The sequence below is a fragment of the Nostoc sp. UIC 10630 genome, from assembly GCF_010747425.1.
Classification (GTDB): domain Bacteria; phylum Cyanobacteriota; class Cyanobacteriia; order Cyanobacteriales; family Nostocaceae; genus Nostoc.
Genome location: NZ_JAAGOG010000154.1, coordinates 1 through 20,331, shown reverse-complemented (window position 1 = coordinate 20,331; position 20,331 = coordinate 1). Strand labels below are relative to the sequence as shown.

At 43.2% G+C, this 20,331-nt stretch carries 19 protein-coding genes and 1 pseudogene; 17 read left to right on the top strand and 3 right to left on the bottom strand.

Annotation, left to right across the window (positions count from 1 at the left end):
- The 3 genes and pseudogenes from G1O98_RS27640 to G1O98_RS27630 form a co-directional block, all read left to right on the top strand.
- A pseudogene (locus G1O98_RS27640) lies at nucleotides 1–597 on the top strand (bifunctional DNA primase/helicase); the annotation flags it as partial.
- Nucleotides 598–1,093: 496 nt separating this feature from the next.
- Complete coding sequence (locus G1O98_RS27635) at nucleotides 1,094–2,005, top strand: tyrosine-type recombinase/integrase (RefSeq protein WP_163934763.1); 912 nt, start codon at nucleotides 1,094–1,096, stop codon at nucleotides 2,003–2,005.
- Between the two features lie 969 nt (nucleotides 2,006–2,974).
- On the top strand, nucleotides 2,975–3,670 hold the full coding sequence (locus G1O98_RS27630) for a hypothetical protein (protein WP_163934760.1): 696 nt from the start codon (nucleotides 2,975–2,977) through the stop codon (nucleotides 3,668–3,670).
- Nucleotides 3,671–3,733: 63 nt separating this feature from the next.
- Here the strand turns inward: G1O98_RS27630 and G1O98_RS27625 are convergent, their stop codons facing one another.
- The 3 genes from G1O98_RS27625 to G1O98_RS27615 form a co-directional block, all read right to left on the bottom strand.
- On the bottom strand, nucleotides 3,734–3,967 hold the full coding sequence (locus G1O98_RS27625) for a hypothetical protein (RefSeq protein WP_175586892.1): 234 nt from the start codon (nucleotides 3,965–3,967) through the stop codon (nucleotides 3,734–3,736).
- 73 nt (nucleotides 3,968–4,040) lie between these two features.
- Nucleotides 4,041–6,350: an ATP-dependent RecD-like DNA helicase gene (locus tag G1O98_RS27620; protein ID WP_163934758.1), complete on the bottom strand. Its 2,310-nt coding sequence runs from the start codon at nucleotides 6,348–6,350 to the stop codon at nucleotides 4,041–4,043.
- A gap of 492 nt (nucleotides 6,351–6,842) precedes the next feature.
- A complete protein-coding gene (locus G1O98_RS27615; RefSeq protein WP_163934755.1) occupies nucleotides 6,843–7,235 on the bottom strand; it encodes a hypothetical protein in 393 nt (130 codons plus the stop codon).
- A 202-nt stretch (nucleotides 7,236–7,437) separates the two neighbouring features.
- On the opposite strand from G1O98_RS27615, the gene G1O98_RS27610 reads away from it, so the two are divergent.
- The 14 genes from G1O98_RS27610 to G1O98_RS27545 form a co-directional block, all read left to right on the top strand.
- Nucleotides 7,438–7,644: a hypothetical protein gene (locus tag G1O98_RS27610; protein ID WP_012412959.1), complete on the top strand. Its 207-nt coding sequence runs from the start codon at nucleotides 7,438–7,440 to the stop codon at nucleotides 7,642–7,644.
- A 69-nt stretch (nucleotides 7,645–7,713) separates the two neighbouring features.
- The gene (locus G1O98_RS27605) at nucleotides 7,714–8,040 is read left to right on the top strand and encodes a hypothetical protein (RefSeq protein ID WP_069074334.1); all 327 of its coding nucleotides are present in this window, start codon (nucleotides 7,714–7,716) and stop codon (nucleotides 8,038–8,040) included.
- Nucleotides 8,041–8,187: 147 nt separating this feature from the next.
- Nucleotides 8,188–8,517 (top strand): hypothetical protein, encoded by a 330-nt coding sequence (locus G1O98_RS27600; protein WP_243458553.1) that lies wholly within the window; start codon nucleotides 8,188–8,190, stop codon nucleotides 8,515–8,517.
- A gap of 2 nt (nucleotides 8,518–8,519) precedes the next feature.
- Nucleotides 8,520–8,858 carry a hypothetical protein gene (locus G1O98_RS27595; protein WP_163934752.1) on the top strand — a complete coding sequence of 113 codons (339 nt, stop codon included), beginning with the start codon at nucleotides 8,520–8,522 and terminating at the stop codon, nucleotides 8,856–8,858.
- The gene (locus G1O98_RS27590) at nucleotides 8,852–11,590 is read left to right on the top strand and encodes a DUF87 domain-containing protein (protein WP_163934749.1); all 2,739 of its coding nucleotides are present in this window, start codon (nucleotides 8,852–8,854) and stop codon (nucleotides 11,588–11,590) included. Before G1O98_RS27595 ends, G1O98_RS27590 begins: the two co-directional genes overlap by 7 nt.
- Nucleotides 11,587–12,129, top strand: a complete 543-nt coding sequence (locus G1O98_RS27585) for a hypothetical protein (RefSeq protein WP_163934746.1) — start codon at nucleotides 11,587–11,589, stop codon at nucleotides 12,127–12,129. The genes G1O98_RS27590 and G1O98_RS27585 overlap by 4 nt, the downstream gene beginning before the upstream one ends.
- Complete coding sequence (locus G1O98_RS27580; protein WP_163934766.1) at nucleotides 12,107–12,799, top strand: hypothetical protein; 693 nt, start codon at nucleotides 12,107–12,109, stop codon at nucleotides 12,797–12,799. Before G1O98_RS27585 ends, G1O98_RS27580 begins: the two co-directional genes overlap by 23 nt.
- A 92-nt stretch (nucleotides 12,800–12,891) precedes the next feature.
- Nucleotides 12,892–13,950 carry a hypothetical protein gene (locus tag G1O98_RS27575; protein ID WP_163934743.1) on the top strand — a complete coding sequence of 353 codons (1,059 nt, stop codon included), beginning with the start codon at nucleotides 12,892–12,894 and terminating at the stop codon, nucleotides 13,948–13,950.
- Nucleotides 13,947–14,666, top strand: coding sequence for a hypothetical protein (locus G1O98_RS27570; protein WP_163934739.1), 720 nt, complete (start codon nucleotides 13,947–13,949; stop codon nucleotides 14,664–14,666). Before G1O98_RS27575 ends, G1O98_RS27570 begins: the two co-directional genes overlap by 4 nt.
- Nucleotides 14,663–16,096, top strand: a complete 1,434-nt coding sequence (locus G1O98_RS27565) for a hypothetical protein (RefSeq protein ID WP_175586890.1) — start codon at nucleotides 14,663–14,665, stop codon at nucleotides 16,094–16,096. The genes G1O98_RS27570 and G1O98_RS27565 overlap by 4 nt, the downstream gene beginning before the upstream one ends.
- A 121-nt stretch (nucleotides 16,097–16,217) precedes the next feature.
- Nucleotides 16,218–17,018, top strand: coding sequence for a TrbG/VirB9 family P-type conjugative transfer protein (locus G1O98_RS27560; RefSeq protein ID WP_163934736.1), 801 nt, complete (start codon nucleotides 16,218–16,220; stop codon nucleotides 17,016–17,018).
- Complete coding sequence (locus G1O98_RS27555; protein WP_163934733.1) at nucleotides 17,015–17,155, top strand: hypothetical protein; 141 nt, start codon at nucleotides 17,015–17,017, stop codon at nucleotides 17,153–17,155. The genes G1O98_RS27560 and G1O98_RS27555 overlap by 4 nt, the downstream gene beginning before the upstream one ends.
- A 259-nt stretch (nucleotides 17,156–17,414) precedes the next feature.
- Nucleotides 17,415–18,623, top strand: a complete 1,209-nt coding sequence (locus tag G1O98_RS27550; protein WP_163934730.1) for a hypothetical protein — start codon at nucleotides 17,415–17,417, stop codon at nucleotides 18,621–18,623.
- Nucleotides 18,620–20,331 (top strand): TraM recognition domain-containing protein (locus tag G1O98_RS27545; RefSeq protein WP_163934727.1); only part of this gene is annotated, 1,712 nt, incomplete at its 3' end. The genes G1O98_RS27550 and G1O98_RS27545, both read left to right, overlap by 4 nt.

The window sequence follows — 20,331 nt, the reverse complement described above, 5'->3', positions numbered from 1 at the left end:
GCTATACATTGTGCTGCTCACGTCAAAGCAATTCTTGGGTTTACTATTCCCCTAGACTGTAAACCTATTTGGTTGCTGGCGACTTTACTAGAGCAGCTGGGGCTAAAGCTGACTTTCCGTAAACTTGGTAAACGGGGTCAACAGGTGAAACTTTTCTCTTTATCTAAAGAGGAATTAGAATTTGCAATGCATGTGATTGCTCATCGCGTGGAAAAGCGTAATCAAAAAGAAAATCGAACCTCTTATGCTGCTCAAACCCCTGCTGCGTATAGTGTAAGCCCCATTCAGCAGGGCGTATCCATCCCCCCCCTTGATGCTATAGGGAACTCCCATTGCCAAGGGGAGGATACTACCGAATTTGAGTCGCCTCCGACAGATCGCATTACGCTACTCCATTGTGTGGAAATGCTACGCTCTGGTATTTCTCGTGGAGTGGACGCAATTAAAGGCATTCTCAAGCGATGGGTTGAGGATTTGCGCTGGGAGACAGTACTGGAACTTGAGGCGATCGCCGCAAGTGAACTGCGACTTGTCGAGGATCAAGTCCCGGAATTTTATGCCTTGCTCTCTGAAGAGGTGTTGCCAATGGAGGGATAATTTCATGAACTAATTTCTGAAGAAAGCGCAAGCAGAAAAATATTGCCACGAGGTCAGCAGTACTAAACTTCATGCCGTGTCCGTGCTGGTAATAAAGAAATATATACACAAGTCTGGGGCAAAAATCAACAGAAAATCCCTCCCTTATAGACTGGGAGGGCGGCAATAGAGGTATCCTCTGACCAACGGTAAATGTATGCTTTCACGGCTGAAGATCCGAAAACTAATGTTATCGGATCTATCTAGGAACGGTCGCTTTGGGTCATATTGAGGCAGTTTTTGTATAGGGGAGGGGAGTTATTTTCTTTACATAGGTAGACGTATTAACACGTTGCTACGGTTAACTCAAGAATTTAGGCGTGAATTCACGTTTAGGAAATTTTAGTAAATGTTGCTCCCCTGGAATCGATAATTAAAAAAGGGACACACCATTCGGAACAATCTTTTTTTGTGTAAGAGGCTGATTGGATTTTATGTAGGAACCTCAGAACTCTCGATGCTAACACCAGGGGCAGAAAACTCGGTGCAGAGGATGGCAGATGTTACCAACACTGCCCAAATAGTGGAGCTGTGGAAGAGTAGCAAGCGCTCGCCGGAAACCCGGCGTTGCTATGAGACAGATATCCGTTATTTCATTGCCTTTGTGCTAGGTATAAGCCCAAAACTTGTACAGTTGAATGATTTAGACTTGCGAACAGTAACAATGAACGACGTTCTAGCGTTCGCTGATTATCTGGAAACCAAGGAATATGAGGTGTCCACCCGTGCCAGAAAACTTGCAGCGATCAAAAGTCTGCTGCGGTTCGCTCTGAAAGTAGAATGGACAAAATTTAATGTCGCCGCCGAAGTGCCGTTACCCGAACCCAAGGATAAATTAGCCGAACGCCTTCTTTCTGAGTTAGAGGTGATGACAATGATTGCCCTGACCCCAAAGGGTCGCGATCGGCTAGTAATCCAACTGCTTTATTATACTGGTGCTAGGGTGAGTGAGATTGCTGTTTTAACCTGGCGCTCGGTACAACCAGGGCGCGATGGCAACGGACAAGTTACACTCTACGGCAAGGGGCAGAAAACCAGAACCGTGGTAATCCCCAAAAGCATTTATCAGGAATTGCTGAGACAAAGAACCAATAATAGTCCCGACGCACCAGTGTTTGGTAGCCGCCAGGGTGGTGCTGTAGGTGAGCGGCGAATCCGTAAGATTGTTGCAGAATCTGGAAAAAGGGCAGGGATTTCTGGGAATGTGTCGCCACACTGGCTGAGGCACTCTCATGCAACACATAGTTTAGACCGGGGCGCACCTGTGCAACTGCTGCAAGCAACCTTGGGACATTCATCGCTGAACCAAACTAGCCGTTACACTCATGCTCGTCCCAATGATAGCACCGGGCTTTATTTACCAAAGTAAAGTTGTTGGTGTTCGGTAAGCTCAGTTTTAATGCGATCGCTTCATCTTCATGCAAGCCAATTTTCCCGATTTGGGTGGTAAGGCACTTACCCGCTCATAAAGATACGAAAGTATGATCGAGATCCACGCCACACAACAAGCAATTAAGAACACGGCTGGTATTTTTTTTTGTGGTTCCCCCTAAAAATACACCTTTAAAAGAAAAACCTAAAAATCGATGAAAAAAATAAACTAAAAATGACTTTATAGTTAAGAAGTAATGCAACAGGTTAAAGAGCATACTCCTAACAGTTAATTACACAAATATTACAGGTGTAGGTTGGGGTCAAAGAAAACGGGCAAAGGAGCTTATTTTAAGAAACTTGTACAAAATTCTTTCCTGCATCTGTTGTTTTCATGCCAAATCAAGCTTATCAGAATAGCCCGCTTTTTAATCGCTATCACGCCATGAAACTATAGAGTCATTTTTAGTTTATTTTTTGAGAGTGGTTTGATTGCTCTATAAAAAATTCTTCAAGAAACGGGTAAAACTTGCGTGCCAAAAACTCAAACTTTTCTCCGATGCGTTTGGACACTAATTATTTAAAACTGACAATTAATTCTTTAATGGACACCAGGGCTTAAAAGCAGGGGCAACTTTTAGAGACGCTATGCGTAGCAAGATCCCCGTAGGGGTACAGACTGACTGTACTGGATGCAATTATTGCTTTCTTACTTAGGAATCTAACTAGGTACTTAGCACTGTTTCGATGAGCAAAAATTAGATAAAGCAATCCTGCAAGTGTTTAAGCCTGAGATAATTTTTGATCGCCAATGGTAGCCGTTGGCAGTAGCATCTCTTTACAAAAACCATCGCTTGAAGAATGCGCTGACACATTTAGCGATGATAGCATCAAGGTAATTCATCATGATGAATTACACGATTTAATAAGCGTGGAGAGTCCCAGTTTACCTAGATGATACGTGAACATGAGCAATACAGGGCGGAAAAAAAAGCTGGCATCTTTCAACTGTGACCAAAGGAAGTGGGAGCAGTTTATCGCCTGTTGCAACTCGAAAGGCACAACAGCAACAGCCACGCTGCTAGAATTTATCGATCTCTACTTAGGCGATTCCCAAGATAAGGTTGATACAACAGGTGGTAACGATTTAGACGAACGCCTAGACTCAAAGATTAAGGCAAGTGTAGAGAAGTACTTAGTGGAAAGTAATAAAAATCACAGTAGTCCGACTAATGAAATGATAAGAGCTATTTGCGAAAGACTTGATAAGCTCGATTCAGAGTTTTCAAATGAATCTAATAGCAATCAAACTACAGCAATTGATAATCTCGCCAATTTAGAACAAAAAGTGGAGAAGATGTATGCCCGAATGACACAGTTGGCTGAGGCGATCATTAAAATTCAAGACTATCTCAACAACCAACAAAAGCGGGGACAGAAATCGCACTACAATAATTCATCCTATTCTGGGCAAAGTCCGCGAATGCAACCGTTAACTGAAGAAGGTTTGGCTTCAAGACTTGGTGTAAGTGAGGAAACTGTACGCAAGGAGCGAATTAATCTTCCCCCACCGCTTTTTGTAGCATGGTGTAAGAACAAGGATAGAGCAGGGTTGGGATGGGAATTTAACCAAAATACGGGATTATATCAGCCAGCAAGTTAGTATTTTGATTAATTTCAACTTATCACGGCGAATGTGCGCTCTGCTGTTGCCAATTTGAATTTTTTAAAATGTGATTATTTCACAACCTTCAAGCAATTCGTCATAAACAGTTAGTTGTTGTGTTTTTAAGTGATTTGGTAGTGAATCATCATCAAAGGTCAAAGTAACAATACAAGTATTTTTGAGACTAAGAGATGATTTGCTGATATCGGTTATTGCCGCACTCATGCCGCTTCGAGTACCGATCAGATACTTCACCGATTGCCCGATCTTTAACTGTGCTGCTGGAATAGCCATAGATTTTAAAAGTGTACTTCAAGAGTAGTCTGGTTGGATGCGACCGTTGTTCTCATTTTGGGCATGGGTTTTATTATTGGAGCAGAACTGCGTCAATTGCTGAATCAATCAACTCAATTGCGGTAGTTTCATAGTGATAAGTATTAAAGCGAAACTTCCCGACAAGTTCGGGCTGTTTTGACGGACGATAACCATATTTGGATTCATACATTTGTAGTGCGAGACTACCAATAGTAGTCATCTGTCCAGGTGTTGCAGTTAGTTGGCGTTGTTGTAGCCTAGAAGCGACAGTAACAGTAGGGGAAGATGTAGTCGTACAAGCAGTTTTTCTGGTGTTGCTCAAACTCTGCCAGATTTCACTAAGTTGCTCAACAGGTGAAATGAGGAGATTAGTTAGTCCAGTAAAACGCTGGGCGGGTTTATCAGTAGCGACAGCAGTTTTCAATGCTTCATGCTGTCCAACTGCGATGAATGTACCCATTGCGCGAGTCATAGTCGTGTAGAGCAGCTGACGGGTTAACATCCGGCAATTAGCCCTGACCAATGGGAAAATCACATAAGGAAATTGGCTACCTTGACTCTTGTGACAAGTTATACAAAACGAGTGCATAATTTGCTCGAAGTCTCCAGGATAATAATTAACAACTGCGCCGCCCTCCCAAGAGATCGTAACCAAAAATTTTTCCGGTTCCACAGCAATAACCTGACCGATCTCGCCATTCATTACAGGCGGGACGGTTTCATAACGGTTTTTCAGCTGGATTACGCGATCGCCGACTCGGTAGATAACTGACCCAGAGACAACTTGTGGTTGATTTTCTTGTTTGGGATTAAAGATGGGGGCAAGAAGCAGATTGAGATTGTGAACTCCACAGTCTCCTTGTTTTTGGGGCGCTAAGATTATTAATTGTTGATTTAAATCAACACCTGACTGGCCAATAGCTTTAACCAACTCAACGATGGCTTGGGAGGTCGCTTGGGGCGAATCTTTTTGAATCATTGCACAGTCACCGACATCCATCCAATCAGAAACTTGATTAAAATTGTGCAGTGTGGGGACTATGCCAGAATTGACATCATTAGCGGCATAAATAATCGGGCTTTCGTGCCGTTGACGATAAATCGTCTGTAAGAAAGTTGTTGGCACGAGTTCAGAAACAATTAAATCTCGCAAGACCATTCCTGCGCCAATACTGGGCAATTGATCAAAGTCCCCTACTAGTACAATTCTGGTTTTTTTGTCCAAGGCTTTGAGTAGCGAATTGAACAGAAATATATCAACCATTGAAAATTCATCAACGATTAGACAATCAAGATTTAGAGGATTATCCTCGTTATGAAGAAAAACCGCATTGTTTCCCTGCCATTGCAATAAACGGTGAATAGTAGTTGCTCCAATGCCTGTAGCATCTTTCATGCGGTTAGCAGCTTTCCCTGTTGGAGCGGCAAGTGCAATCGCTTTATCAGTATGCATGAACCATTCAACCAAGGTTTTCAGTACATAAGTTTTCCCTCGACCAGGGCCACCAGTGATAATGCTAATTGGATGTTTGGCTGCCATCATCAAGGCACTAATTTGTTCATCACTTAAACGTGAAAGTTGGCGATAGTCAGTAGTTTGGAATTGGGCTAACCAGTGTTCTAAATGTTCAGTGGGGTGAGTTGGTTGGTCAAGGAGAGCAAGAATCTTCAAAGTCACAGAAAGTTCAGCCCGATAAGCAGCTTTGAGATAAACACTATTACCAACATCACCCGAAACTAAAGTCCCCTTGGAGAGTAACTGTTGAATGATTGTATTTAAAAATTGAACATCGGGCGTATGCTGTGGTGAAGAAAGCAGGTCAGTGGCAATACTTACTAATTGCTCAAACGGTAAAAAACAATTCCCTTCACGCAAGCCGGATTTTAAAACATGGATTAAAGCTGAGATATAACGAGTATCACTGTATAGCGGGATACCAAGAGATATGGCTAACTCATCAGCAGTCTTAAAACCGATGCCGTCAATGTCATCAATTAATCTGTAAGGGTTGTTCTGAAGTACATTTGCAGTTTTGTGTCCGTAATAGTCACAAATTTTCAAAGCTAACTTCAATGAAGTTCCCACAGCCAAAAGTTGGGTAATCACTCCCAAGTTCGGATTCTTTTTACTCTCTGACCAAGCTTTGGTAATACCATCAATCCGATATTGAGTTAGTCCGGGAACAGTGTAAAGTTTTTCGGGGTTGTTATCTAATATCGATAAAGTCTCGCTTCCAAAACAGTTGACCAAAGTTTGAGCAGTTTTCTTGCCGATTCCACGAAATAGTCCACTTTCTAAATACGCCTCGATTTCCGGCAACATCAGAATCGGAAATTTTTCGACTTGAAGGAGCCTCGTCATGAGTCAAAGAGTAATTGAGAGATTCTGTTCTTCTATAAGGGTAGCTCTAAAGCTAACTCATTGTCCCAAATCGAAAATCCAATTGGCTTACGAACGAACTCTAAAGAATCTCCTTGGGCGATGAAAGCTGTTCATGGGCTAGAGCTGAAAATGGATGTGAAGAAATGTTTCTGTTAACGTCATCAAATTTAGCTTCAATACAAGGTTTAGTCATCTGCTAAGTTAATGGCACTCAAGCGATGGTGTACCCACCCCTATTAAGAACGTTAGCAGAGCAAATCGTAGATATCGCGGGAGCATTGCTCTCTACTCAACCCTCAAAAATATAACAATGATTGATTAAAAATCAAGAGACAGAAGTACGGATTAAAATCGTACTTCTATCTATTTATTTGTCATTGCTGTTTGTGAGATAGTGGAAGCAATTCTCAGTTCGCAGTTAAGCATGGTAGTTTTGGTAAGAATAGATCGGGGATTATGTGATCTGGGAAGTTAGTCGGGAGTACCCAAATGTTCCTTCAAAGTGTAGGGGCAATCAGGAGTTTTGATTCCAGTGGCGTAAGGTAATTTATAGGATGCCCAAAGCTGCCACCGTAAAACATCAACTCCAATAGTTGAACTACCGAATTGTACTCGAGAGTCTTTGTCTGGATTTTGTATAACATTTTTGATGATGGTATTTATCGCTTCTATCTTGAGATTATTCGGTATGCCCATTAGTAGTTTTGTAAGCCACTGTTTGATTTGTGGTGACTGTAGCCAGTCTTTGATTTGGTCATCAGTGGGAGTTAGGCGATTGACTGATAACGTGGGATTTTCGTTATCTTTATTAACTTGACTTTTGGATTGAAATAGTTGCTGAAAATTAGCATCTGTGTTGGACATAAAAATGATTGATTAAAAGAGAATATCTCTATTATAGATAAATTAGATAAATCCGATGATAGCTAATATCTTTTATCAAGATATTAAGATAAATAAATATAAGAAGATTATTTATCCTTTGACACAAAATTATAAAGATTTGACTAATTAATTATGTTATAAATATTAAATAAGTTCCTTATGCAAGTATCAAATAAATACTATGCACCCAATAGAGTTTAAGAAGAAGTGGAAATTAAGTTATCGGGAGCTTGCCCTGGTTTTGGGGTACGAAAGTGAATACACTACCCGAAACTGGAATATGCCAGGAGAACATAAACGGAATCCTCAGAATGTTGTTCGCGTAGCTTGTCGTCTTTTAGATGAAAAGTGGGAACGGGAAGGAAAAGCGCTCAATTCTTATCTTTAACCAGTTTTTTATGACCGCTAATATTTTTTAAAATGACACTCCCCCGCCACGAAAAAGGCGGGGTATTTTATGTATAGTCAGAAGTTGCAAGAAGTTCTCAGAATCATGGGGATAGGGGGGAATACTTGGCAAAATGAAGAACTAACAAGACCAGAAGTTGCGGCGATGTTAAAGCCAAAGGTTTCTGCAAGACAACTACAAGCATATTTGAATATCGCTCGGAAATACTTGCCAGAGTTCAAGAAATTCACCAACAAAAAAACAGGTGGTCTGAATGGCATGAGCAAGCTATACAAGTATCATATTGCTCCCCTTCAAGAAATTCGCTCACTAGCTAGAGAGCATACTTTAGCTGACATAGAGAATGAATTTCTTCAAAGAGGCTCGAAAAAGTAATTTTTATGTTTATAAGGAGAAATTCACTTGGCATCTAATAATTCTGTAGGAAGAACACAATCTCAAGTTCTTGCTAAGGCGCTTGCGGCGATTGGGCGCAAGTATCAGCATCACATAAACGCTGCCGGTACGGCGACAATCATTGTCATGCAGTCGATGCCCTCTTATGGGTGGGGCTTATTCGATTCGGCTCAGACAGCAATGACTTGTATGTTCGGCGGCGCTGGAGGTATTGGTGGGGGTGGTGCGGCAGCGGCAACTACGGCCATTAAAGCACTTCCGGCAGTTATAAATGCAACCATCACAGTGCTTTTGTTTGTATACTTTGTGGCTTCTGGACTCAAGGTTGCCAACGGCATTGGTGAAGGGCAGGAAGTAACGCAGATGGTTCAACAACCCGTAGGCGTGTTTTTCATAATCCTGGTGCTTTGGATTGCTCAAAGTATCTTATTTAACGGTGTTACAGCCGCTTGTTAGTGATGAGCGAGTACAATAAATCGCCCATGAAACGGGTGAATCAGTCACTTGGTCAAAATGCAACAATAGGTATTTTTACTGGCTTTCAGTTTGCAGTCGCCTTGTTTATGTTTGGCGTGGGCTTCATCATAGCGATTATGTTTGGGGCAGGAATAGTTTGGGGACTGCTGGCTGGTGTTTGGTTGAGTGCTACGGTGATAGTTTTATCTGGGAAGCGTCCTTACTTGTTCTGGTCAAGAGTGTTCCCAAGCGTTCCAGTTTTCACTCGTGGCTATGTCAGATATTCTTCGCCCCAAAACAAAAAAAGGGCGGGTTCAAAGGGGATGCCTAAACTATGGTAAAAAGTAGCATTCGTAATCAAAAAATAGTACCCTTTGAAGACTTTCTAGACCTAGCAACTTTAGTAAAATTGAAAAAGGGGAACTATCAAATTGGAGCTTACTTGTTGAGTAAAAAACAAGTAAGCGACACTAACAACACCCTGCAATTAGTATTCGGATATGAATGTACTGGCTTTCACCCACTGTTTAATTCATCAGAGAGACTAGAGGGAATTGCCAAGGCTTTTGAGAACGGTTGTAAGGAGTTCTCCGAGGGTGAGAAATTCACCTTTCGTTGGTCTTCGTTTTGCGATGAAGACAAAGTGATTGAAAGCTATCGCCAGAGGCTAGCTAGCCCTGTATCTCCTGAGAGTGAGTTTCTTGATTGGGGGCAAGTAGCCCGAATGCAGTCACTCACACGTAACCATCAGCGTAAGGATATCAAGCTCAGTATTTACACGACTTTCACTGTCCGCCCAGGAGGAACCGAAGGTGGTGACGCGGTAGATAGAGCGATAGTTAAGCTGGCAAACTTTTTACAGCGCAAATTCACCCCAACAGGAGCGACCGAACTCACTCTTCAAAACTTAATTCAAGTTCTTGAAAAAGCGATAATTGTCTCTTTGCGTCATCAACAAATACTATCTGAGATGGGCTTGTTCCCCTCGCCAAAATCAGACAAGCAATTGTGGAGTGATTTAGTTTCTAGAATGGGTGCAAAGCCGACAAAAGTGCCTCATGCCTTAGTTTATGACACTGGCGAATTAAAAGAGGAATTTAACGAAGCCGCGCCTAAACCAGAGAAATACAACGACCAGCTACACGCAACCTCAGTACTTTTAAATAACGGTATACCCTACGCGGACAGGCGCTGGGTATGTTTGCCCCATCAAAGTACTGACAAAAAGAAGTATATCGGCGTAATGACGCTTGCTCAAAAACCAGAGGTATTTGCTTCAACCTATCAGCAAGTACGCTTTTTATGGGACGTATTCTCACGCGAGGTTATTTATGATGTCGAAATAATTACAGAGATTAGCCCAGCCGATCAAAAAATGATTAGGCTTACCCAACAATTGATTACGAGGCGGTCAATAAATGCCTCCGCTAGCGCCAGTAAAAAGACTATTGACGTAGGAGCGCAAATTAATACGGAGCGGTCAGTCGATGCTCAGAAGCAGCTTTACACGGGTGATGTCCCGGAAAATGTAGCTGTCATAATCCTTGTTTATCGTAACTCTCCAGAAGAAATCGACGACGCTTGCAGGCTGATTTCAGGGTATATCAATCAGCCTGCCGAGTTGATTAGAGAAATGCAATATACATGGTCAATTTGGCTTGACACTTTGCTGTTGAGACAGCGACCACAACTGACTTTTCCTTTCAACAGACGCGCCACTTTCTTTGCTAGTGAAGTAATTGGTTTAACGCCAGTTGTGCAAACAGCGCACGGTGATAAACAAGGCTTTGAATTAGTAGCTGATGAGGGTCAATCGTCAGTCTATATCGATTTGTCAAAGCCGAAAAACATGATGGTAATCGGCACTACCGGGAGTGGGAAATCGGTAATAATTGCCTCTATTATTTATCAATGCTTGGCGTTGGGAATGTCAGTATTAATGATTGACCTGCCAAATGATGATGGTTCAGGAACTTTTGGAGACTTCACACCCTACTTTAATGGATTCTACTTTGATATTTCAAAGGAATCAAATAATCTTGTACAGCCGCTAGACCTATCAAAGATTCCTGAGTCGCAGTGGGAGGAAAGAACAAAAGCCCATCGAAACGATATTAATTTAATCGTGCTTCAATTAGTTTTAGGCTCACAAAAGTTTGATGGGTTGCTAGCCCAAACTATTGAGTCTGTGATTCCGTTGGGTACAAAAGCCTTTTATGAAGATGCCGAAATCCAAGAGCGATTTGAATTAGCGCAAAAAGCCGGGATAAACACCCCAGAGTGGGCGAATACACCGACATTGGTAGATATGGAGAAATTCTTTTCTCCTGAGTGGATTTCGTTAGGCTATCAGGATGACAACGTAGAAAAAGCGTTAAATTATATTCGCTTGCGATTACAGTATTGGCAAGCAAGTAGTATTGGTAGCGCTATCTGCAAGCCTTCAACTTTTCAAGCCGATAGCCAGTTGATTACCTTTGCCCTCACTAATCTGCAATCAGGAAAGGACGCAGAGGTATTTGGGATGTCAGCATATATCGCCGCATCCCGTCAATCTCTCTCTTCCCCCAATAGTGTATTTTTTATGGATGAGGCTAGCGTATTGCTGGGATTTTCCGCATTATCGCGGCTTGCGGGTCGTAAATGCGCTACGGCTCGAAAGCAAGGCTGCCGAGTTTTTCTGGCTGCACAAGATATCATTTCTATTGCTAAATCGGAGGCGGGAGAACAAATATTACAAAATATGCCATTGCGGTTGATTGGGCGTATTGTCCCAGGCGCGGCTAATAGTTTCTCTGAGTTGCTGGGCATCCCTAGAGAAATTATCGATAAAAACGAAAGCTTTGTCCCTAATATTCAGCAGCTATATACGTTGTGGTTGCTCGACTACAACAACAAGTATGTGCGCTGTCGCTATTATCCCTCATATCCCCTGCTGGCGTTGGTCGCTAATAGCCGAGAGGAGCAAGCCACACGAGATAAGTTCAAGAAAATTCACAGCGACAAGTTCACATGGGTGGCAGAATTTTCTAAATATTATGTCGAGTGCATTAAGCAAGGGAAGCCGTTATGAAGGTTCTATCGTTACTCATTCAAAATAAGCTATTGATGGCAATACTTGCGGGTGTTGCGTCAATAGGAAGCTTTCAGTTTTGGCAATACAACCAAGCTCAATACGCAAAATTTATTAGTGATTCAAAGATAAATTGCGGTGTCGATATAGAATTAGGCGAAGATGCCGTCAAGCGCAGTCCTAGTCTAAGAGCATTGAAGTATCAGAATAAGCGATTGAGTGGATTAGAGCAACCGGGGATTAACTCTGAATCCGCCAGCCCAGGTGCTTATGTTATGCTTCTTCGCTCCCCTGCTTCTACCCTTCCGCCTAATGCTTTGCCCTTTGACGATCCTTTCTTTACCAGTTTGTTGAATAAAGAAGAGTCGCCTAAAACATTAATAGTTCGAGCTGCTTCTTTTGATTTAGCAAAAAAACAAGCGACCGTAAAATCTGACTGTACTAAAAAACCTTTCGTAGTAGCCCTGGAGGACTTGTATCTTGAATACCAACCGATTGATCGTGATCTCAGGCGTAGTGATTTTGACATCCTTTTCTAGCCTCCCTGCCACCGCTCAAACTAATCAGAACCAATCTTTCTTAACTCAATTTCAACAAATTTATAGCAGTTTGCAGACTTACATTAGTAATTATCAGAAAGAATTTACTAGGTCTTTAGGCAAACTTGAGGCTGAATTAAATCAGGCAATTGAATCTAGTATTGGGGATTTAGGTATTCCCGATCCCCTGAAAGCTGGTAAGAATATTGAGAAAGTTATTCAGAAACAAGAAGGCAATTTACTGACATTAGATCCGCGCATTCAAGCTGAAAACGCTGTCAAGGATTGGAATCAGCAATATACACTCGGTCAGTCAGAATCAGTACTTGGCGTTGAAGGACAGAGAGTCCAGTCACAGGAGGCAGGAATAACTAATGATGCTACCTCCCAATCAAGCGAAAATGCTAATGCCGCGCAGGATGATGTCATTACCCAAGACATTCTTAAAAAGGTCGCTATTCAAAACTTGCAAAATGCTGTAATTGCTAAATCAATTCACTCAGAATCCCAGAAACAATCCCGTTCCTTGGCTGTTACAAATATCAATCTTGCTGATATTTCTAGTCGCATGGATGAGCAAGCGGCGGCAAAGGATCAGGAATCTAGCGCCGCTACTCGTCAAATCATCCAATCTGCCGCCGCTAACGATTCATTTTGGAAAAATCAATAATCAAGTCAAATCAATTCAAAATTAATTTTCTTACTCATTTTGCATTTTGAATTCCAAAAAGGTCAATACAACATAACGTTACGGTAACTGAGATGATAGCGCTCTTAACTATTCTTTTTGCTCAAACTACAGGGCAGCAAGCTGGGGAAAATACGGGGACTACAAACTCAGGCGAAATAGTTGAAGGCGCTATCTCGGGCGCAGACCTAATTTATAAATCGTTTGAGAATGATTGGCTGGAATTAGCATCTGGAACAAGCCCAATTTATACGGCTGTCGTCGCTGTTTCCACCCTCGCTGCTGTTGTGATGATTGGCTTTGCATCATTCGGCTGGTACAGGAAGTATGCAGAAGAAGGATTTGGTTATGATTTCATAGCCGAGATGGTTTTGCCATTAGTAGTAATTGTAATGCTTAGTAATAATGGGTTCCTTCTCGCCAATACAACAGTCGCATTAAAAAACGTATCGACCGGACTAAACAGAAGCATTTTAAATATTACGAGAAATGGGGTAAACCTGAGAGATGCCATAAGGAATGTTAATGCTGATCAAAGCTTTGTTTTAGCCACACAATTAGCTATAGCTAATTGCGAGAAGAAAAGAGAAAAAAAGCAGGAAGGTGAAGAATTGAGCGAGAAACAAGCTTGCATCAAAGATGCTGTGGAAAATGCACGAAAAGACGCGCAAAAAGCTAGAGAAAAGACTGGCGCGGGTTCTGGAGGAGGAAGTTGGAACCCGTTAGACCTTAGTGGCGAACTAATCAATAGCGCAATTCAAGGTTTTGTTTACGTAATTCTCAGTGGACTATCAGCAGCTTTTCAATATATCGTCCAACTGTCATTCTTAATGATTGCATTCGCCGCCCCAATCTTCCTAGTTCTATCTTTATTGCCCTTCCAAAGCAAACCTATCTATGCTTGGCTTGCTGGCTGGCTAGGACTAACATTGGTTCTCATTTCCTACTCCATAACAGTAGGCATTATTGCCAGCGCAATAGTCTCCAAGCCTTCTAGCAATCCTTTATTATTGCAACTTTTACAAGCCATCTTTTCGCCATTACTCGCGGTAGCCATAGGCACTGGTGGCGGAATGGCTGTATTCTCAGCGTTTACCAGTGGGGTTAAATTCTCCGTGGGGTTACGAAGATGAAATTATTAGAGAGAAAAGAGCTAAATTTTACCCCAATTTTCTTAATAGTCAATGCTATTTTATTAACGCTCTTATTATTCATAGAAATTGTCAATTTTGCTCGGATAGCAACAATTTCTAAAACGAAAGCTTCCACCCTTGTGGAGCTACATGATGGCGAATCTATTAGAGTTCTTCCTATAGGTAGTGAGGAGCGCTCCCCCCAAGCTATTACACGTTTTGTCGGGCAGACAATGACCGGACTTTTAAGTTGGAATGCTCTACCAAAGTCAAGCGATGATTACAATCCAGACCCCACCAAACAATTAAAGTTAGACGCTGGTGTATCGACATCAAAAGCCAAGATTACTACTAGCGCATGGGCTTCAGGCTTTGCATTGTCAGAAGATTTTCGCGCACCATTCCTTGAAGAGATAAGCAATCTTACGCCGCCCGATGTCTTTAATGGGTCTACGCAATCAATCCTAAAAGTCAGCCTAATCAGTCAACCTACTCGCATTAAGGATGGGCAATGGAAAGTAGATATGGTTGCAGAGATTGTCGTTTTTCAAGGCAGTAATTTAGTTGGTAAGCCCATCTCTTTTAACAAAACTGTATTCGTCAGGGCGATTGATACGGCTGCCATTCCTAGATTTGCATCCCAGGTTCAAGAAACCGCCTCAAGGGTTCGTAAAGCGGGGCTGGAAATTTACAAAATCCAAGATTTAGATTTATGAAAAAGAACACCCAATCAGCTTTGCCAGAGGCAACTATTGAGATAGAAGAGCAAGATTTTGCCGCGATGAACGGCGCTAAAACAACAAGGGTTGACGATTCAATTCAACCCTCCGAGAACCCCGCCCCAGAAGAAATTGTTACTGCTCGAACAGTCTCGCAATCTCCACTCTTAAAAATGGGCGTTATTGCCCTGATAGTGCTTGCCTTTGTGACGATCATCGGAGCCTTGATCGGCAATTCAATGAACGCCTTGAATTTTTCCAGTAACAAGGCACAGCCGACTAAAGCTAAGGAACAAACGCCAGAAGCCGAAGTGGTGGACGAGACGGGTAAGGACAAAACAGCGCTTGCTCTGACTAGCCAAAATTATGAGCTAAAGAAGATTCGTGATCGCTTGCCAAACCCAACGCCGACCCCTAGCCCAACCTTAGCCCCAGCCCCAATCGCACCCGTTACCCCTCCGATGCAACCAGTGCAGCGTGGACAACGTTCTTACCCAGTCGCCAGTCATCTAGCGCCTAGAACCTTTCCCACAGCTAGAGTATCGCAACCTCAGCCTCGACCCCAGTCCCAGCCCAAAATTGCCCAGCCGATCAGACAATCTCCTTTGGCGTTCCCAACGGCTGCAAGCAACGCCCCCACCAAAGACCCCACTCAGCAATGGCTTCTCGCTGCAAACGCTGGCAGTTTCAGGAGTTCAGTCGATGAATCAGAAAGCGAAAAACCCATCAAGACTACTGGAATTGAAGGAGGTACGGGAGAAGCAAAGCAAGTCGCCCAGAACACTACCATTAATTACAACGCTCTTCGCGTACTTGTTGGCAGCACCGCAGAGGGTAGGCTAGAAACGCCGATTGCTTGGGGCACTGGTGACGCTGGCAACCAGAATTACTTGGTGAAACTAACAAAACCCTTAAAAGCCTCAGATGGTAGGGACGTACTAAGAGTGGGCGCTTATCTGGTTGTTCAACTAGCAGAGTCCAATGGTTCGGGTTTCGCCAAACTGCGCGGTGTTTCAGTGTTGGTCAATATAAACGGCGATACGCAAGAAAAGCAACTCCCAGAAAATGCCGTTCTGATAATGGCCAAGGATGGTGGTTTCTTAAAAGCAGAGTCTCGCAGAGGCAGTAATCTGGGCAACAATTTCATCTCTGCTATTGTTGCGGGAGTTGCCAAGGCGGCCGAAGTACAAAACCGCCCCACAACTCAAATCAGCAGCAACTCTAATGGCTTCTCTACTAGCTCCACTACCAACGAGCAAAAAGATTTATCCGCCGCTTTTGGAGAGGGTGCATTTAATAGTGTTCTCGATAATATCAAAAGTTCAAATGTCGCCCGTTCTCAACAGTTAAGCGGTAGAGAAGAAGTATTTGTGATCGATGTTGGTAAGCCAGTGCAAATATTCGTTAATCAAACAATATCGCTTTAGTCAATTCGCAATTCGCAATTCGCAATTCGCAATTAACACCCCACGGATGAATACGCTTCCTCTGAATATTGATACTACGTGTTTTATCTTTCCTGTTAAGAGTTAAGAGTTCCCTGTAAAAATGTTAAATAAACTCGCTATTGTTACAACCTTCTTAGTAGCTACTGCTTCAAGCGTGGTAGCAATGCCCATCCTAACGGTTTATGAGAATGATGCAAACTCCAAGGCTATCGAATTAAAGGTGTGGAAGGGCTACGGTTTAACTATTAATTTGATACCTACGGGAGAGACTATCAAGCAAGTTTGGATTGGCGATCCAAGTCGCTTCGCATTTACCTCAAACGGTGGTTTATGCCAGTCATCAGGCGGCGATTCTGAATGTGCAGGAGGTAAAGCGACTGTAATCTTTCTTCGCCAGATTGACCCGATCAAGTTTCCTGTTACCTCTAGCAGTAATGGAAGCACTCAAATTACAGTGCTTACCAATGATAATCTTTATCAATTTAAGATAGTCCCTGCTACTGGCAACCCAGCTTACACGAGCTTGGTAGTTAAATCGGACTCGGATCGACCCCTGCCAATTACCCGTCCGCGAACGCCACTTCCCCTAACAGTTCAAAAGCCGCAATCAGCGCCATCAGACTTCCCGCAGCCCTCGCCGCCACCACCTGTTGCCTTAATGCGCCCCAATCCTGGGACTACACTAAATGGTGCGATTCAGAGAAATGATGCTAATGCTCTCGCTTTTGGGCTAGCAGAAGCTGGGCGCAAAGGTCAAGTTAAACCCGGATCTACCATCTGGAACAAGGTGCAAGATGCAATTAAATTGTTACGGCGTGGCAAGACTATAGATGAGGCGATTTCACTTTCTCAGGTCGATAAAACCACTTTTCATCAATTACTTGAATGGGGGCGATTGTGAACAGTTTTTCTAAATCTATTCGCCAAGAATTAGGCGATTTTCTGGATTCGTGTAGGCTCGAAGGTGAGTTATGGATGTTTCCACCAATCGGCTATTTGCTGCTTTTGACTACTCTTTTGGCTGTGGATAAGACTTAGCTTAGTCCTGTAAGAACCTACTTAAAATGGCTGTTACCCGTGCCCTTTGCAACGTTAACTGTATTGCAAATAAACCAGTACATAAAATCTAAAAAGCTGTTAGCACCAACAGGAAATGTAGAGCTACAGCAAGACAAAAGTGGATGCGAGAGTTGCGCCTATTTTCATGGGCGACAATACGAGCAAGAAAAACTGATTTGTGCGGTACATCCACGCGGCTCCAATCAAAAACAATGTTCCGATTACTTCAAGAAAGATCATGAAATCTAAGCCTTTTCTACTGGCTGCTTTGGCTTCTCTGCTCCCACTTTCGGCCTCAGTCGCGCAGTTGCCAATAACTACCCAGGCAACCCCAACAATTAATTATTCACAAGGCTTGTACAAGACGGCTGCCCCCGACTGGTCGAAAATCACATGGGATACTTTGCCACCCGTTCAACAGCCAGGATTTTTAAAGATACCTAAAAACCTGATTTCAGTTTTTGGCTACGACCCCTCGCGCTCGTGGACAGCAGGGCAAAAAGTAGACTCTGTTGTGATGTTGGGCGACGCGGATGATGCTTTTAAGATGTCGGACTTGAGCTTAAAGGCCATTGACACGGTGGCTTTGCCCACTACAGCCACAACCACCAAACCCACCCTCAAAGACTTTGGATTAATGCAATGGCAAACGCCAAAAACATTAGTTAAAGCAATGCCTGAATTAAGCAATTTGAGCCTATCAGAAGTTCCCCCATTAGCCGATCTATTCTCCAAGAACGGCGGCGGCGGCGGCACTATTTCTCAGGCTATCAGTTCAAATCCTCAAGCCGCAGATTTGACGCTAGACAAGATTGATCTAAGTAAGTATTCTCTTAATTCAATTCCTGGATTGACCAAAACTCAGCTAGGAAAGTTTGAATCATGGCAGCAAGCTTATGTGAATCAAATTCCTAAATTAAGTCAAGTGCCCTTTGATAAAATGCCTCAGCCTATTAGCTCTGGGATAGACGTTGTGGGTATCGCGTCGGTTGTACTTGGGACGGCTGAAAAAGGCGATGCAAAGGCAGGTAACAATTACTTTGTATCTGGTAGCGTTGTCAGAGGCGACCGCACTTTAACAGTCGCCTGTCCTCCCGACAAGGAATGCTCATACTTAGAAATGGGTGATTTTGTCGGTTCTGAAGGTAGCTTGTATGGTAAGCGTTGGGCATCTGGTTCATCCCAACAAGTCAAGGGTGGTTATGGAATTCTAGCCGCCGTGAATGGGGGCAAGGAACCCACGGGGCGGTTGGTTTATGGTAGTGGATTCAAAGTAGCGCTAACTGGAGTTAATGAATCGAAGGGGACTGCCGACTTTGGCTTATTCTTTAGGATCTGTGCGCGACCGCCATTCCAGCAGAAAACTTGCACTCCTTACTTCATTGGGCCAGTTCCCTGGTTGCCCGTGAGCGAGAATGATTTGGTTATCGTGGGGACAGGACGATGACAGGGACTCCTAAGACAGAGGTTAAGCCAAATCAATTTATTCCCGCAGGACTTGAATCAGCTCTGTTATCCCCCGCAGGTTTAGGGGTACTCGTTTGTGGCGCGGTGATTGTAATCGCCAAAATCATCGATAGTAGGGGAGGTATTGCCAAGCTAGCGACAGCGCGCTGGGGCGGGACAAGAGAGAAAACAGCGGCTCGTCAGTTGGCGTGTAAACAAATCCAGCAACGCTTGCATAACCGAGTATCGCTGTATGTGGGAACTCCCAAGAATACAACGAGCGAGGTTATTAATGGTGTCCGTAGAACTTGCATCCCTGAAGATTCAACAACCCTTTATTTTCCAGAGGCACAGCGAGGCATCCTAGTTTGTGGTGGCCCAGGGAGTGGAAAGTCATTTTCAATGATTAATCCCCTGATTCGCTCTGTAATTGATCAGGGTTTACCTCTGGCTTTATATGATTTCAAATACGCCTCCCAGGAATCAGCTGATTCTCCATCTAAAGGGCAAGCTCCAATACTTGCAGGGTATGCGATAGAACGCGGTTATCAGGTTACTGTGCTTGCCCCAGGCTTTGCAGAATCAGCAGTTGCCAACCCTATCGACTTTCTTCGCAGTAATGAAGACTCAGAAATGGCACGGCAGCTTGCGATTACACTCAATCGCAATTTCCAACTCGGTGATAAAGATTCTGGAAATAGCTTCTTTACCAACGCTGGCGATCAGTTAGTCCAAGCCGTCTTTATGCTGGCAAAGGGCACAGAGTATCCAGATATCATGATGTGCCAAGCGATACTAGGGTTGCCAAAGTTAGTTAAGCGCATTGAGCAAGCAGAAAATCTGAATTTCATGGTTAGAGAGGCTTTCGCACAGTTTGTATCTGTTGCGGGTTCCCCAGAAACAGCAGCTAGTATTGTGGGTACAGCTAGCGGATTGTTTAGTCGCTTCATGGTTCCCTCGGCATTAGCAGCGTTCTGTGGAAAAACCAATATTCCTTTGGATTTGAAGGGGCGGCAGATGGTGGTATTCGGGATGAACAAAGAAAAGCGTGATGTAATTGCCCCTTTGCTAGTCTCGATTCTACATCTATTAGTTAGCCGGAATGTGGCTAACAAACGTACTTGTCCAATTGTTTTGGGGATTGACGAGTTGCCTACTCTTTATTTACCAGCACTGGTTGATTGGCTGAACCAGAATCGGGAAGATGGTTTGGTATCGATACTGGGATTACAAAATCTCTCAATGCTGATTGAATCTTATGGTGAAAACACAACTAATGCAATATTTGGTGGTTGTGCTACCAAAGCATTCTTTAATCCCCAAGATGATGTCGCCGCCGAACGATTTAGTAAGTTTTTAGGTGAAGAAGAAATTAAATACAAGCAACGTTCTCGCTCATCATCCGGCAAGGGTGGTGCAAGCATTTCTAATTCTGACCAAAACAGTACCCGAAAATTATTTGATGTCAATCAATTTAACACTTTACCATCGGGGAAAGCAGTAATAATTAGTCCAGGTTTCCGTTCTCGTGGTCAAATAAGTTTGCCAATATTGCAATCAATTAAAATTCCTCAACATGAAATCCAATCGGAAGCTGACAGTGTGAAAACTTGGTACGAGTTTCAAAAGTTTTTATCTAAAAAGTCTACTCTCTTAACTCCAGCAGATGAAGAAATGAAAATTCGCCGAGCCTCCGCGATAAAATTGTT

Coding starts and splice junctions, on each gene's coding strand:
- G1O98_RS27635 (WP_163934763.1), top strand. CDS start 1,094: ATGCTAACACCAGGGGCAGAAAACTCGGTGCAGAGGATGGCAGATGTT.
- G1O98_RS27630 (WP_163934760.1), top strand. CDS start 2,975: ATGAGCAATACAGGGCGGAAAAAAAAGCTGGCATCTTTCAACTGTGAC.
- G1O98_RS27625 (WP_175586892.1), bottom strand. CDS start 3,967: ATGGCTATTCCAGCAGCACAGTTAAAGATCGGGCAATCGGTGAAGTAT.
- G1O98_RS27620 (WP_163934758.1), bottom strand. CDS start 6,350: ATGACGAGGCTCCTTCAAGTCGAAAAATTTCCGATTCTGATGTTGCCG.
- G1O98_RS27615 (WP_163934755.1), bottom strand. CDS start 7,235: ATGTCCAACACAGATGCTAATTTTCAGCAACTATTTCAATCCAAAAGT.
- G1O98_RS27610 (WP_012412959.1), top strand. CDS start 7,438: ATGCACCCAATAGAGTTTAAGAAGAAGTGGAAATTAAGTTATCGGGAG.
- G1O98_RS27605 (WP_069074334.1), top strand. CDS start 7,714: ATGTATAGTCAGAAGTTGCAAGAAGTTCTCAGAATCATGGGGATAGGG.
- G1O98_RS27600 (WP_243458553.1), top strand. CDS start 8,188: ATGCAGTCGATGCCCTCTTATGGGTGGGGCTTATTCGATTCGGCTCAG.
- G1O98_RS27595 (WP_163934752.1), top strand. CDS start 8,520: ATGAGCGAGTACAATAAATCGCCCATGAAACGGGTGAATCAGTCACTT.
- G1O98_RS27590 (WP_163934749.1), top strand. CDS start 8,852: ATGGTAAAAAGTAGCATTCGTAATCAAAAAATAGTACCCTTTGAAGAC.
- G1O98_RS27585 (WP_163934746.1), top strand. CDS start 11,587: ATGAAGGTTCTATCGTTACTCATTCAAAATAAGCTATTGATGGCAATA.
- G1O98_RS27575 (WP_163934743.1), top strand. CDS start 12,892: ATGATAGCGCTCTTAACTATTCTTTTTGCTCAAACTACAGGGCAGCAA.
- G1O98_RS27570 (WP_163934739.1), top strand. CDS start 13,947: ATGAAATTATTAGAGAGAAAAGAGCTAAATTTTACCCCAATTTTCTTA.
- G1O98_RS27565 (WP_175586890.1), top strand. CDS start 14,663: ATGAAAAAGAACACCCAATCAGCTTTGCCAGAGGCAACTATTGAGATA.
- G1O98_RS27560 (WP_163934736.1), top strand. CDS start 16,218: ATGTTAAATAAACTCGCTATTGTTACAACCTTCTTAGTAGCTACTGCT.
- G1O98_RS27550 (WP_163934730.1), top strand. CDS start 17,415: ATGAAATCTAAGCCTTTTCTACTGGCTGCTTTGGCTTCTCTGCTCCCA.